General features: G+C 69.4%; 13 protein-coding genes and 1 pseudogene. 7 read left to right on the top strand and 7 right to left on the bottom strand.

Annotated elements, in window-relative coordinates:
* Positions 1–5 precede the first annotated feature (5 nt).
* Complete coding sequence (locus I8N68_RS23870) at positions 6–824, bottom strand: alpha/beta fold hydrolase (RefSeq protein ID WP_200214344.1); 819 nt, start codon at positions 822–824, stop codon at positions 6–8.
* Between the two features lie 115 nt (positions 825–939).
* Positions 940–1,770 (bottom strand): ATP-binding protein, encoded by an 831-nt coding sequence (locus I8N68_RS23865; RefSeq protein WP_200214342.1) that lies wholly within the window; start codon positions 1,768–1,770, stop codon positions 940–942.
* A gap of 159 nt (positions 1,771–1,929) precedes the next feature.
* Between I8N68_RS23865 and I8N68_RS23860 the strand changes: the two genes are divergently transcribed.
* From I8N68_RS23860 to I8N68_RS23850, 3 genes are all read left to right on the top strand, one after another.
* Positions 1,930–2,367 (top strand): winged helix-turn-helix transcriptional regulator, encoded by a 438-nt coding sequence (locus I8N68_RS23860; protein WP_200214340.1) that lies wholly within the window; start codon positions 1,930–1,932, stop codon positions 2,365–2,367.
* Positions 2,368–2,388: 21 nt separating this feature from the next.
* Positions 2,389–5,163 (top strand): ATP-binding protein, encoded by a 2,775-nt coding sequence (locus I8N68_RS34000; RefSeq protein ID WP_200214338.1) that lies wholly within the window; start codon positions 2,389–2,391, stop codon positions 5,161–5,163.
* Positions 5,164–5,344: 181 nt separating this feature from the next.
* The gene (locus I8N68_RS23850) at positions 5,345–6,151 is read left to right on the top strand and encodes an alpha/beta fold hydrolase (RefSeq protein ID WP_200214335.1); all 807 of its coding nucleotides are present in this window, start codon (positions 5,345–5,347) and stop codon (positions 6,149–6,151) included.
* A 101-nt stretch (positions 6,152–6,252) separates the two neighbouring features.
* On the opposite strand, the pseudogene I8N68_RS23845 reads toward I8N68_RS23850, so the two are convergent.
* Positions 6,253–6,534 (bottom strand): annotated as a pseudogene (locus I8N68_RS23845) (transposase); the annotation flags it as partial.
* Between the two features lie 52 nt (positions 6,535–6,586).
* Here I8N68_RS23845 and I8N68_RS23840 point away from each other — a divergent pair.
* The 3 genes from I8N68_RS23840 to I8N68_RS23830 all read left to right on the top strand — a co-directional run bounded on the left by I8N68_RS23840 (position 6,587) and on the right by I8N68_RS23830 (position 7,723).
* A complete protein-coding gene (locus I8N68_RS23840; RefSeq protein WP_200214497.1) occupies positions 6,587–6,760 on the top strand; it encodes a hypothetical protein in 174 nt (57 codons plus the stop codon).
* A gap of 151 nt (positions 6,761–6,911) precedes the next feature.
* Positions 6,912–7,109 carry a hypothetical protein gene (locus tag I8N68_RS33115; RefSeq protein ID WP_234040462.1) on the top strand — a complete coding sequence of 66 codons (198 nt, stop codon included), beginning with the start codon at positions 6,912–6,914 and terminating at the stop codon, positions 7,107–7,109.
* The gene (locus I8N68_RS23830; RefSeq protein WP_200214330.1) at positions 7,106–7,723 is read left to right on the top strand and encodes a hypothetical protein; all 618 of its coding nucleotides are present in this window, start codon (positions 7,106–7,108) and stop codon (positions 7,721–7,723) included. The genes I8N68_RS33115 and I8N68_RS23830 overlap by 4 nt, the downstream gene beginning before the upstream one ends.
* 11 nt (positions 7,724–7,734) lie before the next feature.
* Here the strand turns inward: I8N68_RS23830 and I8N68_RS23825 are convergent, their stop codons facing one another.
* Positions 7,735–7,977, bottom strand: a complete 243-nt coding sequence (locus tag I8N68_RS23825; protein WP_200214327.1) for a hypothetical protein — start codon at positions 7,975–7,977, stop codon at positions 7,735–7,737.
* Positions 7,978–8,210: 233 nt separating this feature from the next.
* On the opposite strand from I8N68_RS23825, the gene I8N68_RS23820 reads away from it, so the two are divergent.
* Complete coding sequence (locus I8N68_RS23820; protein WP_200214324.1) at positions 8,211–9,911, top strand: IS1634 family transposase; 1,701 nt, start codon at positions 8,211–8,213, stop codon at positions 9,909–9,911.
* Positions 9,912–10,060: 149 nt separating this feature from the next.
* Here the strand turns inward: I8N68_RS23820 and I8N68_RS23815 are convergent, their stop codons facing one another.
* From I8N68_RS23815 to I8N68_RS23805, 3 genes are all read right to left on the bottom strand, one after another.
* Positions 10,061–10,501 (bottom strand): VOC family protein, encoded by a 441-nt coding sequence (locus I8N68_RS23815; RefSeq protein WP_234040486.1) that lies wholly within the window; start codon positions 10,499–10,501, stop codon positions 10,061–10,063.
* 249 nt (positions 10,502–10,750) lie between these two features.
* Positions 10,751–12,601, bottom strand: coding sequence for a glycoside hydrolase family 15 protein (locus I8N68_RS23810; protein WP_200214318.1), 1,851 nt, complete (start codon positions 12,599–12,601; stop codon positions 10,751–10,753).
* Positions 12,602–12,884: 283 nt separating this feature from the next.
* Entirely contained in the window at positions 12,885–15,278 is a 2,394-nt protein-coding gene (locus I8N68_RS23805) for an ATP-binding cassette domain-containing protein (protein ID WP_200214316.1), read from the bottom strand.
* Between the last annotated feature and the right edge of the window lie 26 nt (positions 15,279–15,304).

Below are 15,304 nucleotides of genomic sequence, written 5' to 3'. Positions count from 1 at the left end.
CGATCTCAGCTCTTGATGAAGTCGAGGAGCTCCTGGTTGAAATCCTGCTCGAAACGGCCCACCAGGCCGTGCGGGGCACCTGGGTGAACGTGCAGGGTGGCGTTAGGCAGCAGCTTGATCGAGCGCTCCGACGAGGCCTGGATCGGCACGATCTGGTCGTCGTCGCCGTGCGAGAGCAACACCGGCACGTCGATGCCGCGCAGGTCCCTGGTCATGTCGGTCTCGGAGAACGCGGCGATGCAGTCGTACGCGGCTTTGAGCCCGACTGTCATGCTGATCAGCCAGAACGCGTCGCGTACACCCTGCGAGACCTCCGCGCCGGGCCGGTTGTTGCCGTAGAACGGCTCGGCTAGACCGCGGTAGAACTCCGAGCGATCGCCGAGCCCGGCCCGCAGCTGGTCGAAGACCGCCATCGGAGCGCCGCCCGGGTCCTCGGCCGTGCCCAGCAGGTGCGGGACGACCGCGCCGCGCAGCACCACCTTGGCGACGCGGGAGGTGCCGTGCCGGCCGAGGTAGCGGGCGACCTCGCCGCCGCCGGTTGAGTGTCCGACCAGCACGACGTTGTGCAGGTCGAGGGTGTCGATGAGCGCGGCGAGGTCGTCGGCGTACGTGTCCATGTCGTTGCCGGCCCACGTCTGACTGGAGCGGCCGTGCCCGCGACGGTCGTGCGCGATACCCCGGTAGCCGTGGTCGGCCACGACCTGGAGCTGGTTGTCCCAGATATCGGCGTTCAACGGCCAGCCGTGGCTGAAGACCACCGGTTGCCCGCCGCCCCAGTCCTTGTAGAAAATCTCGGCGCCGTCGGCGGTGGTAATGGTCGGCATGTCGGTTTCCTCCCGTAGCGGTGTGCCGTTTCAGCAAACCGCGACGGGCGCGCGGGCGGATCACCTGACCGGATCAGGGCGTGCCTGCGGCCGGGCCGGAAGACCGCGTCGGAGGCTAATCCATCCAGATGAGCAGGACCTGCCTGAGCAGCTCGTGACGGAAGTGCAGACGTTCCCCGTCGTCGGCGAGGAACCCTTCGCGTACGAGCCGGGCGAGCGCGTGACGGTCCGGTGGCGCGCCGAGCGAGTCGACGGTGGACGAGGGCCCGAGCGCCGCGGCCGTGCTGAGCAGCTTCATGGCGGCCGGCGGCAGCGCGCTCAGCATGTGTCGCACCGCTTCGGTCAGCCGTCCCTGCGCCAGCGCGACAGCGAGCAGAGGATTTCCACCCGCCCCGGCCACGGAGAGCGGCAACGGGCCGAGGGGGATCGCGTGCACCGCGACGTCGTCCGCGAGCGCGTCAATGGGCAGCCGGCTGGAGAGCAGCCAGGCGATGGGCGAGCTGACGAGCTGAGCGGGCAGGACGCGAAGGGCGTACCGGGTGACCGCGTCGGCCCACTGGAGGTCTTCGACGCAGATGAGGATCGGGGTCACGGTGGCCCGTGCCCGCAACTGGTCGGTGAGCCGGTCGACGAGCCAGATCGGCAGAGCGGCGTGTGCCGCGAGCGCGCCGAAGTCGGCCTGTGACAGCACCGGCGCCGGCCCCGAGCGTAGAGCGGTGAGCAGGGGCGCGAGCGGCGCGATGTTGCCGGATTCCTGGGCTGCCTCGTGCCCGGTGGCGAAGCCGTCGCCGGCCGCCCACTGCCGGAGCTCCGTGATGAGCGCGGTCTTGCCAATGCCCGCCTCACCCGTGACCGCGATGACCGCGCCGGTCCCTGTGGCTCGAGTCCGGCGCAGAATTGCCCGAGCGGCGCCGAGTTCCTCGCCACGTCCGAAAAAGTTGGGCACCTCGTTACGTCCTGGAAACATGCTCCCAGCAGATCAGGGCCCGCTTTGCCGGGAATCACCTCAACGGATCAGCCGGTGGCGCGACCGCGGCGATCGCTGGCCGGTGGCCGCCTCCACGGCTTCATCCGTTCGCGTCGTGAGCTGGAGTAATGTGCAGCCATGAAGCGCTCGTCCGTCGGCCATCTGCCCTGCTCGATCGCCCGGTCCCTCGACGTCGTCGGCGAATGGTGGACGCCGGTGATCCTGCGCGAGATCTTCCACGGCCATCGCCGCTTCGAGCGGATCCTCGACCGGACCGGGATCAGCCGCAGCATCCTGACCGAGCGGCTCGGTGTGTTGATCGACGGTGAGGTGGTTCGTCAGGAGCGGTATCAGGACCGCCCGGCCCGCTTCGAGTATCACCTCACCGAGCGCGGCCAGGAGCTGCTGCCGGTGCTGGTGGCGCTGATGCAGTGGGGCGACAAGTGGATGCCCGGCGAGCCGGAGCAGGTCGCCGTACACGGCGCGGCGCAGCACGCGGTGCGCGCGGTCCTGACCTGCGTGGAGTGTGGTGAGGTCGAGCCCACGGACGGCCGCTTCACGGAGTCGGTCTCGTAACAAGACTGATAAGGTCAGCGCGTGGCGGGGATCGAGCTTGAGGGGCGGGGCGCCGAGCTGTCCCGGGCCATTGCGGCGCTGCGGGCAGCGGCGCACACCGGGCAGGGCACGATCATTTTGGTCACCGGCGAGGCCGGGATCGGTAAGACGGCGATGCTGCAGGCGATCGCCGAGCAGGCCACCCGGCAGGGATTCGCGGCGGGGTTCGGCAAGGCCGAGGAGATGGACCAGATCGCGCCAGGCGCTCCGCTATTGGTGGCGCTCCGCTCCGGCTCCCGTCCCCTGCTCGACAGTGACGGATTCAACGGGCTCGCGGATCTGTACGGCCAACATCTGTGGCTGGTCGACCGCATCGCGACTCTGCTGGAGGAACTGGCGACACGAGGTCCGGTGCTGATCGCGATCGACGACGCACAGTGGGTGGACCGGCTGAGCCGCTTCGCGCTGCGCATCCTGCCCGGGCGGCTCGCCGGTTCCCCGGTGGTATGGCTGCTGACCAGCCGCGAGGCACACGGGCCCGCGATCGATGAGCTGACCTCTTCCGCCGTGGACGGCGTCCACGTGCACCGGCTGGAGCTCGGTCCGCTGGCACCGGGTGACATCGAGAGGATGGCCGTCGCGCGCCTCGGTGAGCTGCCCACCGGTCGGGCGTACGAGCTGCTACGCGGCGTGGGGGGCAACCCCTTCCTGACCGTGCAACTGCTCGACGGGCTAGCTCAGGAGCAGGCACACGGCCGGATGGAAGGCAGCGTGCCCACCGGGCTGATCATCAGCACCCGGCGCCGGATGGCCGCGCTGCCGGCCGACGTGAGCGAGCTCGTGCAGCTCGCTGCGGTCCTCGGCCGGCCGCTGCCGGTCGAGGATGCCCCGCGACTGGCCACCCAGCGGCTCCGCGCCGGCTGGCTCGATCAGGTCGTCGCCACCGGGCTGATGGCCGAGTCCGAGACGCGCGTCACGTTCCGGCACGACCTGGTTCGCGAGTCGGTCTACGCCGACCTGCTGCCCTCACACCGGCGATCGCTGCACCGACGCTGCTGGCATTACCTGCTGACGTCCGGCCACGGACCCATCGCCGCGGCGCCGCATGTACAGGCCAGCGCCGAGCGAGGAGACCACGAGGCTGTCGAGGTGCTGCGACAGGCCGCTGCCCAGAGCTCCCCGGAGACCGCAGGAGACCTGCTTCAAAAGGCCCTACGCCTGCTCGACCCGGCCGATCGGGGACGGTGCGAGGTCGGACTCGAGGCCGTGGAAGCCCTGGTGCGCGCTCAACGTCCGGCCGAGGCGATCTTCACCGCCGACCATGTGCTGGCCGAGACGCCCAACGTCGACGGCAAGGCCCGGATCCAGCTGGAGATCGCCCGCGCGCTGTGGCCCATGGGACGGCTCGCCGACATGGTCCGGCGCATCCGGGAAACCCTCGCGCTGCCCAATGTCTCCGTCAATCTGCGAGCCCGGCTGACCGCGGCCGAGGCGCTGACCATGACCCGCGCCGAGCCGGCATCGGTCGCGCTGGCCGCCGCCCGGGCCGCCCTGACGGAGGCGGTGCGGCTCGACGACCGTCCCGCCGAGGAACTCGCCACCGAGGTACTCGGCGAGGTCGCCCGCAACGAGGGCCGGCACGCGGAGGCGCTCACCCATTTCCGCCACCTGCGCGAGCTGGCTGGCACCCGCTACCTAGGCGAGGAGATCACCGCCCTGCAACTGCTGGACCGCTACGACGAGGCTGAGAAACTGCTCGCCGCCGCCCGGCTCAGCGACACCCTGCCGCCGTCCGTGCTGTTCGCTCAGATGTGGCAGGACTTCAACCTGAGCCGCTTCGACGACGCCGAGGCCGATGCGCTGACTCTGGTGCGCCTCGGTGACGAGTTGGGCAACCACACGTACGCGATCGAAGGCTGGATGATCCTGAGCTCCATTTCGCTCAGCCGCGGCGACCTGGACAAGGCGTACGAGTACCTGGCTCGCGCCGAGCGACACAGCCAGGCCGGCGACGACGTCGAGATGCCGGGCCTGGTGCTGATGCGCGGCTGGCTTGCCTCGGCCCGCGGTGACGTCGCTGAGAGCGTACGCATCCTGAAGCCGCACCTGATGTCCGCGCGAGAGTCCCGCAGCTATTGGCCCTGGTGGCCGGGGTGGATGCGGGTCTTCACGCAAATCGGCCGGGCGGCCGGGGACGCGGAGTTTGTCGCCGAGGCGGTGGCGCTGGCTGCCATCGGCGCCGAGCGCAATCCGGGCGTGCGCAGCTTCGCGGGGCTGGCGCTGCAGGTGCGCGGCGTCATCGACGGCGATCTGGCAATGCTCGCCGAGGCCGTCGAGATCCTGCGCGCGGGACCGCGGCCGATGCTGCTGGCCAGCGCGCTGGTCGACCACGGCTTCGCTCTGCTGGACGTCGGCCAGCACCGGGAGGCCGTTGGCCAGCTCGGCGAAGCGTGGCACTTCTTCGACAAGGCCGGCAACAAGCCGGCCCTGAGTGCGCTGCAACGAGGACTGCAGGCGGCGGGCAGCCGCCGCAAGCCCGGGGCGGCGACCCGAGCCCGGCCGGTCAGCGGCTGGGGCGCGCTGACCGACAGCGAGCTGCGGGTGGCCCGGCTGATCGGCGCGGGCCGCACCAACAGGGAGGCCGGCGCTCAGCTGGACCTTTCGCCCAACACCGTAGCGACCCACCTGCGAGCCGTCTTCGCCAAGCTCGGCGTCCGCTCCCGGGTGCAGCTGGCCAACGCCATGCACACCCTGAACGATTCTTCCGATGTGTCTCACGACACGGCCGCCGGACCGCTGCCCGAACTGGGCCGCTAGAAGCACTCCGAGCTGCGGGAACACGGTTCCACTGACCTGTTCGGGTGAGGCTCCCGCCCGGTATGCGGCGACGGGCGCCCGGACAGGTGATCTGTTTCGAGGGTCCGGTCCCCGGCTGAGGCTGGTGTTCTGCGAAGACACGCGGCGCCGAGCACGGCGCCCACTCGTGATAAGGAACACGATGAAACTCTCCCTACGCAAGGCCGCCCTCGGCTTGGCCCTGACCGGTGGTGTCGCCGCGCTGATCCCCGGTGTAGCGGCCGCGTCGACCACCCATGGTCCCAAGCCGACCGTGGTGCTGGTGCACGGCGCATGGGCCGACGGCTCGACGTGGAGCAGCGTCACCGAGCGCCTCCAGCGCGACGGCTACACCGTCACCGTGGTAGCCAACCCTCTGCGCGGCGTCGCCAGCGACTCGAAATACTTGGGTGACTTCCTCGCCACGATCGACGGCCCGGTGGTTCTGGCCGCGCACTCGTACGGCGGCTTCCTCATCAGCAACGCGGCACGCGGCAACACCAACGTCAAGGCGCTGGTCTACGTCGACGCGTACGTCCCGGCCGAAGGCGACTCCCTGCTGAGCCTCACCGAGCTGAATCCGGGCAGCCAGGTCGGCCCGGCCATCAGGACCGTGTCGCCGACGGACGGGTCGGGCTCGTACACCGACACGTACATCCAACCGGACCTATTCCCGGAAATCTTCGCCAACGACGAGCCCAAGAAGAAGGGTGCCATGCTGGCCGCCGGGCAACGCCCGCTGAACGCCTCCGCGCTGGGCGAACCGTCCGGCCCGCCGGCCTGGACCTCGATCCCCACCTGGGACGTAGTCGGCACAGTCGACAACGTCATCCCGGCGGCGACCCAGCGATACATGGCGAAGCGGGCCAACGCGCACACCACCGAGATCAAGGCCGCGCACCTGTCCATGGTCTCGGAGCCCGAGAAGGTGGAGCGTGTAATCGTCGAGGCAGCGCGCAAGACCTCCTGATCGACCTCTCAGAAGGGGCCGGGGACCAACCCGGCCCCTTCGCCATGTCAGGTGATGCTGGCTCAGCAAAGTTATCGGGGGTTGAGGTGTCCTCGGGTTCGTCAGGTGGTGGCGCAGCGGGTGCGTAGTCGCTGGTTTACGAGGTTGCGGACGCCGTAGGCTGTCGCGGGCGACCGTCTTGATCCTCGGTTGGTGCCCTCGGAGCCGGCGTTGGTGATTCCGGTGTGTATGAATGCGACGATCTGGGGCCACCAGGTCTGCACGGTGGTGGCCAGACGCTCGAGTTCGGGCAGGTCAGCGTTCGCGCAGCGGCGGTAGAAGCGGTAGAGCAGCGCGGTGACGCGTTCACGGTCCGGGTCGGTGCGAGCGCGTGTCCTGCGATCGCCCCGGCCGCCTCGCCGCCGCCGGCGTCCCTGAGGAGACCGGGCGGAGCACTTGCTGGCGACCGGCCTGCAACTGCCGGTCGGGGCGTTCATCGTCGTCTGCGACGTCGGCGCGGGCGCGGAGGTGCCGGTGCTTCGCCGCGACCCTGCCGGGTTTGAGGTCCTCTCGACCCTCGCTGACCCTGCCGCCGGCGGCACCGCCGTCGACCGAGCCTTGATGAAGTGACACGCGATTCGCGATTCGCTATTTTGAAGCGGTGGACCTGGATCGGGTTCGGCGGTTTTCGTCTGGCTTGTTTGGGCATCGGTACCGACTCGAGTTGCTTGCCGCGCTGGTTGCGGCTGGCGAGGGTGGAGTGTGTGTTACCGACCTAGCGATGTCGCACCGTGTGCCGGGCAGCGTGTTCTACCCGCCGCTGCGCTCGTTGGTGGAGTTGGGTCTCGCCCGGCGTATGCCCCCGCGCTCGGACCGGCGGGTGTTCTATACGATCACCGGCGCCCGAGCTTGGGCCCCGCTTCGGCACGTGGTGGACATGCTTCAGGTGGAGGACAGCGACGAGGGGGCGGTGGCATGAGTGTTGCGGTAAACCTGGAACGGTTCGCCGGCGCCATGCCGCAGGCCCCACCGGGTGGGGTCACCGTCGCCCGGGTCAACGTGTTCGATAGCCGAGCCTGGATTGCGTACCGGCGGGACGAGGATCAGGGCCGACTGCGCCACCGCCATGGCATTGAGCCGATTCTCGGGCTCGACGTCCTCGACACGTTGATGGATCTGCCGCTGGGTCTTCCCGTGCCTGTGGACGCGTTGTCTGCGGCCGACCGTGGTCGGCTGCGTCGGCTTCCCGCGGGCGCCGTGCTCTGGTCAGCAGCGACGGTGACGCGTCGGGTTGCCCCACCTGTGACACCCACCTTGGCGATGGTGCGCAGCGCCGATTGGATGGGCGGCTTACGGGCCGCGTCCCGGTTCGCGGTGTACTGCCCGCGCATGGTGATCGTTGCGGCTTTGCCGCCTGACTCGGCGGCGGCGCTGTCGCAGGCGTCGTTCTACGGCATCGGCGTCGCTGTTCACCGGGACGGACGGCCTGAGGTGGTGTTAGCGCCAGAGTCGGTGGCCGACCGTCAGCCGACGCCGGCCTGGTGGTGGTTCACAGAGGTTGTGCATCGAGCTGCTGGGCTGTCAGGGTCCTGATCGCGGACTGGTCACCGGTCGCCGCCTGGTGCCGTGGTGCGCTCACCCACCGGCCAGGCTGGCAGCGTCGCCCACTGCATGAGGGGCTTTTGTGCCGGCAGCGGGTCGATCAACTGCAGTCTCGTGGCGATCATCGCGTGTTCTGCGACGGAGCTTGTGCAGACGTTTTTCCAGTACGCGCCGCGGTCTCGCATGGTGGGTTGGTCGAGCAGGTCGCCGGCCATCCGGGACCACACGGCCACGGCGTGTGCCATCGCCTCGTTCTGGTGCTCCCGGCGCAGGAAACGGGTCAGCCGCTGCCCGTTACAGATTGGGCAGTCGCAGCGGGGCCCGCGGCCTGTTGCCGCACGCCGGCCTGAAGGTGCAGGTCAGCGCGTTGTGTCCTGGTGGAAACCGCGAAATCCCCTAGTGACACGCCTGCCTGTGGATAACTTCGCTGAGCTGCGGACCTTTGTCTTGGTTCCTAGTCGGTGTACGGTCGTGCCTCGTGTACGTGAAGGCGTCGACACGTAAGACCCGTGATGGGCAGACGATCCGCTACCTGCAGCTGGCCCACAACGAGTGGGATCCGGTGGCGAAGGCGTCCAAGACGCGGGTGCTGTACTCGTTCGGCCGCGAGGACCAACTCGACGTCGCCGGGGTCCGCCGCCTGGTCGATGCGCTGTCACGGCTGCTGGACCCGGCCGAAGCCCTGGCCGCGGCCGCACCGGCGGGGTTGTCGTTCGTCGAGTCACGGCCGCTGGGCGGGGCGTGGCTGCTCGACGGCCTGTGGCGGTGGCTGCGCATCGACAAGATCCTGCAGCCGCTGGTGGGTTCCGCCCGCCGCGAGGTCGACGTGGAACGGGTGCTGTTCGCGCTGGTCGCGAACCGGGCCCTGGCGCCGTCGTCGAAGCTGGCCGCGTCCGAGTGGGTCTGCCAGGACGTGCACCTGCCCGGCCTGCCGCACGTCACCGACGATGCCTGCTACCGGGCGATGGACCAGCTCATCGAGGTCGAGCCCGCCTTGACCCGGGCCGTCTACGATCAGATCGCCGACCTGCTCAACCTGGAAGTCGACCTGCTGTTTTTCGACACGACCAGCACCTACTTCGAACTCGACGAGGCCGACGAGCCGCTGTGGCGCGACGACAAGGGCACCGTTGTCGATGCCGACGATCCGACAGCGGTCAAGCAGGCCGGGTTTCGCACTCACGGCAAGAGCAAAGACTCCCGCGACGACCTACCCCAGGTCGTGGTCGGCATGGCCGTCACCCGCACCGGCATCCCGGTGCGGGTGTGGTGCTGGCCGGGCAACACCAGCGATTCGGCGCTGATCCGCCAGGTCAAGACCGACATGCGGGAGTGGAGCCTCGCCCGCATCGTCTGGGTCGCCGACCGCGGCTTCGCCTCCGCGGAGAACAGAAGGTTCCTGCAGCTGGGCGCGGGCGGCTACATCCTCGGTGAGAAGCTGCGCGCCGGCACCGCCGAGGCCGAGGCCGCCCTGGCCCGGCAGGGCCGCTACGCCACCGTCGCCGACAACCTGCAGGTCAAGGAAGTCAACATCGGCGCCGATGACCGGTTCGTGATCTGCTTCAACCCCGAAGCCGCCGAGCGTGACACCGCCGTGCGTGAACGGCTGATCGCCCAGCTCACCGCCAAGATCGACGGTTCGGACACGCTGAGCGCCACGAAACGCGCCGAGCTACGCGGGGTGATCTCCACCAAGCCCGGCCTCAACCGCTACCTGCGCGTCACCCCCGGCGGCCTGCCGCGCATCGATCAAGCGGCGGTCAAGGCCGAACAGCGGCTGGACGGCAAGTACCTGCTGCGCTGCTCCGACCCGAAACTGTCCGCCGAGGACATCGCGCTGGGCTACAAGCAACTCCTCGAGGTCGAACGCGGCTGGCGCGACATGAAGACCACCCTGGACCTGCGGCCGGTGTTCCACCGCCGCGAGGACCGCATCCGCGCCCACATCCTGCTCTGCTGGCTCGCGCTGCTACTCATCCGCGTCGCCGAGACCACCACCGGCCACACCTGGACCAAGATCCGCGCAGACGTCGAGCGGCTGCACGTCGGCGTGTTCACCGGCGCCGCCGGCACCTTCTGCCAGCGCACCGAGCTGTCCCAGCCCCAGAAGGCCCTGTTCGCCAAGCTGAAGATCACCGAACCTCCCCGCGTCATCCACGCGACACCCGCACCCGCCTGACCAGCACGAACACCACGGCCTAGTGACACGCCTTGTCACCGGGCCAACCCGTGTTTGCCCAGCTCAAGCACTGCAGGTCAAGGACAGGATGGATGGCTCAGGATGAATGAGAAGTGACAGCCTCCTCCTCGAGAAGAGCCGGCCGGCACTCACCACAGCCGGCCAGGAAAGCGTTTGGTGACCTCCTGGAGGTACCAGCCATTGCCGTCCGGGTCGTTGAACGAGGCGAACGAGAAATAACTCGCTCGGTCCGGAGCCAGCCCAGGGACCCGTCCCTGAGCGTTCGCATGCGGCATTCCACCGCCGGCGTCGTGGAACACCTCGCTCACCTCGACGCCGCGGCCAACCAGCTCGGCCCGGGCCGCCTCGATGTCGTTCACCACCAGGCACAGGCCCTGGAAGGAGCCGGGCGCGGCCGAGGTGAGGCTGCGGCCCAACATGATCGAGCACTCCGACCTGGGCGGTGTCAGCTGCGCCACCCGGGCATCCCCCTCGCCGATGTCGATGTCCTCCCGCCAACCCAGCGCCTTGTAGAAGTTCTTGGCCCGTTCCACGTCGGCGACCGGCAGCACGATGAACTCAAGCTTCATGTCCACGACTTCGGCTCCTCTCCCTGCGACGGCATGCGAATTCCTTCGGTTCGTGCGCCCCTGGCTCTCCCCCTGCGCTCATCCTCGACCAACCGTCGCCCAAAGAACGCGAAAAAGTACAAACCGCGCAAGTTTCTTGGATGTGATAGCGCCGATGGAGCCTGCGGCTCGGCGAACAACCTGGCAGCGATCAGGGATGCTCCACGTCCGAACCGTTGATCAGGGCGGCCTTCCCCGCGAGGCGTCCAGTCATGAGCGTGCTCCTTCCGTCCGTTCCGTACCGGCCGGCACGGGGTGTCGCGGCTGGCCCGCGGCGTCGCGCCGTCGGGCGGCCTCGGTGAGCCGGCCGGCGGCATTGATCAGCCCGATGTGCGAGAAGGCCTGCGGGAAGTTGCCGAGCTGCTCCCCGGTGAGCGGGTCGATCTGCTCGGCGAAGAGCCCCAGGTCGTTGACCCGGGCGGCGAGCCGCCTGAACATGTGGTGGGCCCGGTCCACCTCACCGGCCAGCGCCAGGCAGCTGACCAGCCAGAACGAGCAGATGACGAAGCCGGCCGGGTCGCCGTCCCAGCGGCGCAGCAGCCCTTCGTGGGACAGTTCGCGCTCGATCACGCGCACTGTGGAGCGCATCCGCGGGTCGTCGGCCGGCAGGAAGCCGACCAGCGGCATGAGCAGCACCGAGGCATCCAGGTTGTCGGATCCGAAGGCCCCGGTGTACGCGCCGAGCCGCTCGTGCCAGCCCCGGGACAGTACGGCCTCGCGGATCTCGTCCCGGGCGGCGGCCCAGCGGGCCACGTCGGTCTGGTCGCCGAGCCGCGGGCCGAAGCGGACGGCCCGGTCCAGCGCCGTCCAGCACTGCACCTTGGACGAGACGTAGTGCCGTTCGGCGTCGCGGGCCTCCCACATGCCGGAGTCCGGCCGCTGCCAGTTGCGCACGGCCTGGTCGGCGAGGTCCCGCAGCAGTTGGCGCACGTCGGGCATCATCGGGTCGAGGTAGTGGCGCATCAGCCAGGCCGCGTCGAGGATCTCGCCGAGCACGTCGGACTGCCGCTGCCTCCAGGCGTCGTTGCCGACGAAGACCGGCCGGCTGTCGGCGTACCCGGAGAGGTGGTCGAGGGGGTGCTCGGTGAGGTCCCGCTCCCCCTGCACCCCGTACATGATGGGCACCGGTTCGTCACCGATGCGCCCCATGGCCCGAGCCACCCAGGTGAACTGCCGGTTGGCCTCGTCGGGGCAGGCGGCCCGCCAGAGGGCCTGGAGGGTGAGGCTGAAGTCGCGCACCCAGACGTAGCGGTAGTCGTAGTTGCGGTTCCCACCCGGTTCCTCGGGCAGCGAGGTGGTGGCCGCCGCGACGATCGCGCTGCTGGGTCGGTAGGTCATTCCCTGGAGGATGAGGGCGCTGTGCCGCACCTCGTCGCGGAACAGGCCGCGGTACTGGTCCGCGTGCAGGTCGGCCCAGGAGCGCCAGCCGGCGACGGCGTCGGCCACCACCCGGTCGGCGTCGGGCAACGCGGGCGGGTCGGCATCGTAGGTCGGCGCGTGGCCGAGGGTGAAGCGGTAGGTTTGGCCGGCCCGGACGGTGAAGGTCGCGGTGGCGTCACCGTGCCCGCACTCCAGCGGGACGTCGGCGCGCAGGCTCAGCTGGCAGCCGCCGGCGGTCGCGTGGACGACGCCGTCGTGCCCCGTCAGGTAGGCGGTGACCCGCCCGTACTCGAATCGTGGCCGGTAGTTCACGCGCACCGGCACCTCGCCGGAGAGCCCCTGGACCACGCGGCCCAGCACCTGTGGTGAGCGCAGGCCGATGTCGTGGCCTCGTGCGCCGGGCTCCAGCGCGAGGGCGTCGGTCACCGCCACGCTGCCCTGCCGGGTGGTGAAGGTGGTACGCAGCACGAGCGTGTGGTCCAGGTAGGACCGTTCGGAGGTGAAGTGGTCCTCCGGCTGGATCGACCAGTGCCCGGCGTCGTCGTCGAGCAACCGCCCGAAGACGGAGGGCCCGTCGAAGCGTAGTGGGCACCACCAGTTTACCGATCCGGCCCGGTCCACCAGGACCGCGGTGCGACCGTCCGCGAGGAAACCGTGGTCACCGATCGGTCCGCTGTCCACGCGGGTGTCTACCCGGCCGGACGGGGTGGCATTCCGCAGCCGGCTCCTGGCTCTCGGCCGCGCCGCCGGTAATGCTCGTCCTGTGGCTGCCTGGCGGTGACCCAGCGTTGTCTGGCTTGCGGTGTCTCCTTCGGTGACGGCGCCACGCCTCCGCCACGATCAGAGCACGAACAGCGCGATGGCCCACGATAGTGAGAAGCCCCAGCCTTCGGCTCTTTTCGCTGTCGTGGGCCATCTCAGGTCAGACCCGTCCAGGTGGGCCAGGATGGATGGGACGGGACAGTCAGGTGCCGACGTAGGCCGCGAGGTGTTCACCGGTGAGGGTGGAGCGGGCGGCGACGAGGTCGGCGGGTGTGCCCTCGAAGACGATTCGGCCGCCGTCGTGGCCGGCGCCGGGGCCGAGGTCGATGATCCAGTCGGCGTGCGCCATGACCGCCTGGTGGTGCTCGATGACGATGACCGATTTGCCGGCGTCGACGAGCCGGTCGAGCAGGCCGAGCAGCTGCTCGACGTCGGCGAGGTGGAGGCCGGTGGTCGGCTCGTCGAGGACGTAGATGCCGCCCTTCTCCCCCAGGTGGGTGGCGAGCTTGAGCCGCTGCCGCTCGCCGCCGGAGAGGGTGGTGAGCGGCTGGCCCAGGCTGAGGTAGCCCAGCCCGACGTCCGCCAGGCGGGTGAGGATCTTGTGAGCCGCCGGCGTCTTCGCGTCGCCGTCGCCGAAGAACTCCTCGGCCTCGGTGACGGACATCGCGAGCACCTCGCTGATGTCCTTGCCGCCGAAGGTGTACTCGAGCACCGCGGCCTGGAAGCGCTTCCCTTCGCACTCCTCGCAGGTGGTGGCGACACCGGCCATCATCGCGAGGTCGGTGTAGATGACGCCGGCGCCGTTGCAGGTGGGACAGGCGCCCTCGGAGTTGGCGCTGAACAGCGCCGGCTTCACGCCGTTGGCCTTCGCGAACGCCTTGCGGATGGGGTCGAGCAGTCCGGTGTACGTCGCCGGGTTGCTGCGCCGTGAGCCCCTGATCGCTGCCTGGTCGACGGAGACCACTTGGTCCCGGCCCGACACCGAGCCGTGGATCAGCGAGCTCTTTCCCGACCCGGCCACGCCGGTCACCACGACGAGCACGCCGAGCGGGATGTCGACGTCGACGTCGCGCAGGTTGTGGGTACTGGCGCGGCGTACCTCGAGCGCTCCTGACGGGGTGCGCACCGACGGCTTCAGGGAGGCCCGGTCGTCGAGGTGCCGCCCGGTGAGCGTGCCGCTGCCCCGGAGCCCGTCGACGGTGCCCTCGAACACCACCTCGCCGCCGGCGGTGCCGGCACCGGGGCCGAGGTCGACGACGTGGTCGGCGATCGCGATCGCCTCCGGCTTGTGCTCCACGACCAGCACGGTGTTGCCCTTGTCGCGCAGTTGCAGCAGCAGGTCGTTCATCCGCTGGATGTCGTGCGGGTGCAGCCCGATCGTCGGCTCGTCGAACACGTAGGTGACGTCGGTGAGAGACGACCCGAGGTGGCTGATCATCTTGGTGCGCTGTGCCTCTCCCCCGGACAGGGTGCCCGTCGGGCGGTCGAGTGAGAGGTACCCCAACCCGATTTCCGCGAACGAGTCGAGGAGGTGTTGCAGCCCGGTGAGCAGCGGGGCCACCGACGGCTCGTCGAGTCCCCGGACCCAGTCGGCCAGGTCGCTGATCTGCATCGCGCAGACGTCGGCGATGCTCTTGCCCTTGATCTTCGACGACCGGGCCTCCGGGCTGAGTCGGGTGCCGTCGCACTCGGGACAGGTCGTGAACGTCACCGCCCGCTGCACGAAGGCGCGGAGGTGGGGCTGCAGCGCCTCGACGTCCTTGGCCAGCATCGACTTCTGGATCTTCGGAATCAGCCCCTCGTACGTCAGGTTGATCCCATCGACCTTGATCTTGGTCGGCTCCTTGTAGAGCAGGTCGTGCAGTTCCCTCTTGGTGTACTTGCCGATCGGCTTGTCGGGGTCGAAGAAGCCGCAGCCGCGGAAGATGCGGCCGTACCAGCCGTCCATGCTGTAGCCGGGGATCGCGAGCGCGCCCTCGTTGAGCGACAAGCTGTCGTCGTACAGCGCGGACAGGTCGAAGTCGGTGACCGAGCCCATGCCCTCGCAGCGCGGACACATGCCGCCGAGACGCGTGAACGTCGCCTTCTCGGTCTTCGTCTTGCCGGCGCCGCGCTCGACGGTGATGGCACCGCTCGCGCGGACGGAGGGAACGTTGAACGAGTACGCGTTCGGCGAGCCGATGTGGGGCTGTCCGAGCCGGCTGAAGAGGATGCGCAGCATGGCGTTGGCGTCGGTGGCGGTGCCGACGGTGGAACGGGGGTTCGAGCCCATCCGCTCCTGGTCGACGATGATCGCCGTGGTCAGCCCTTCCAGCAGGTCGACTTCCGGCCGCGCCAGTGTCGGCATGAAGCCCTGCACGAAGGCGCTGTAGGTTTCGTTGATCAGCCGCTGCGACTCCGCGGCGATCGTGCCGAACACCAGCGAGCTCTTGCCCGAGCCGGAGACGCCGGTGAACACCGTCAGCCGGCGTTTGGGCAGTTCGACGGTGACGTCCTTGAGGTTGTTCACCCGTGCGCCGCGCACCCGGATCAGATCGTGCCTGTCGGCAGCGGGGAGCGCGGGCGGCTGCGTGTCCGTCCGCGTGGCCATGCTCATCGTGTCTCCATCTGTGAGGCGGGGCC

The sequence above is a fragment of the Micromonospora coerulea genome (assembly GCF_016598485.1).
GTDB lineage: Bacteria > Actinomycetota > Actinomycetes > Mycobacteriales > Micromonosporaceae > Micromonospora > Micromonospora coerulea.
This window is presented reverse-complemented; position numbering and strand designations above follow the sequence as displayed.

Bases quoted from the DNA above. Each gene is read 5' to 3' on its own strand.
- I8N68_RS23870 (WP_200214344.1), bottom strand. From the start codon at position 824: ATGCCGACCATTACCACCGCCGACGGCGCCGAGATTTTCTACAAGGAC.
- I8N68_RS33115 (WP_234040462.1), top strand. From the start codon at position 6,912: ATGTCGCACCGTGTGCCGGGCAGCGTGTTCTACCCGCCGCTGCGCTCG.
- I8N68_RS23850 (WP_200214335.1), top strand. From the start codon at position 5,345: ATGAAACTCTCCCTACGCAAGGCCGCCCTCGGCTTGGCCCTGACCGGT.
- I8N68_RS23860 (WP_200214340.1), top strand. From the start codon at position 1,930: ATGAAGCGCTCGTCCGTCGGCCATCTGCCCTGCTCGATCGCCCGGTCC.
- I8N68_RS23830 (WP_200214330.1), top strand. From the start codon at position 7,106: ATGAGTGTTGCGGTAAACCTGGAACGGTTCGCCGGCGCCATGCCGCAG.
- I8N68_RS23815 (WP_234040486.1), bottom strand. From the start codon at position 10,501: ATGAAGCTTGAGTTCATCGTGCTGCCGGTCGCCGACGTGGAACGGGCC.
- I8N68_RS23805 (WP_200214316.1), bottom strand. From the start codon at position 15,278: ATGAGCATGGCCACGCGGACGGACACGCAGCCGCCCGCGCTCCCCGCT.
- I8N68_RS23825 (WP_200214327.1), bottom strand. From the start codon at position 7,977: ATGGCACACGCCGTGGCCGTGTGGTCCCGGATGGCCGGCGACCTGCTC.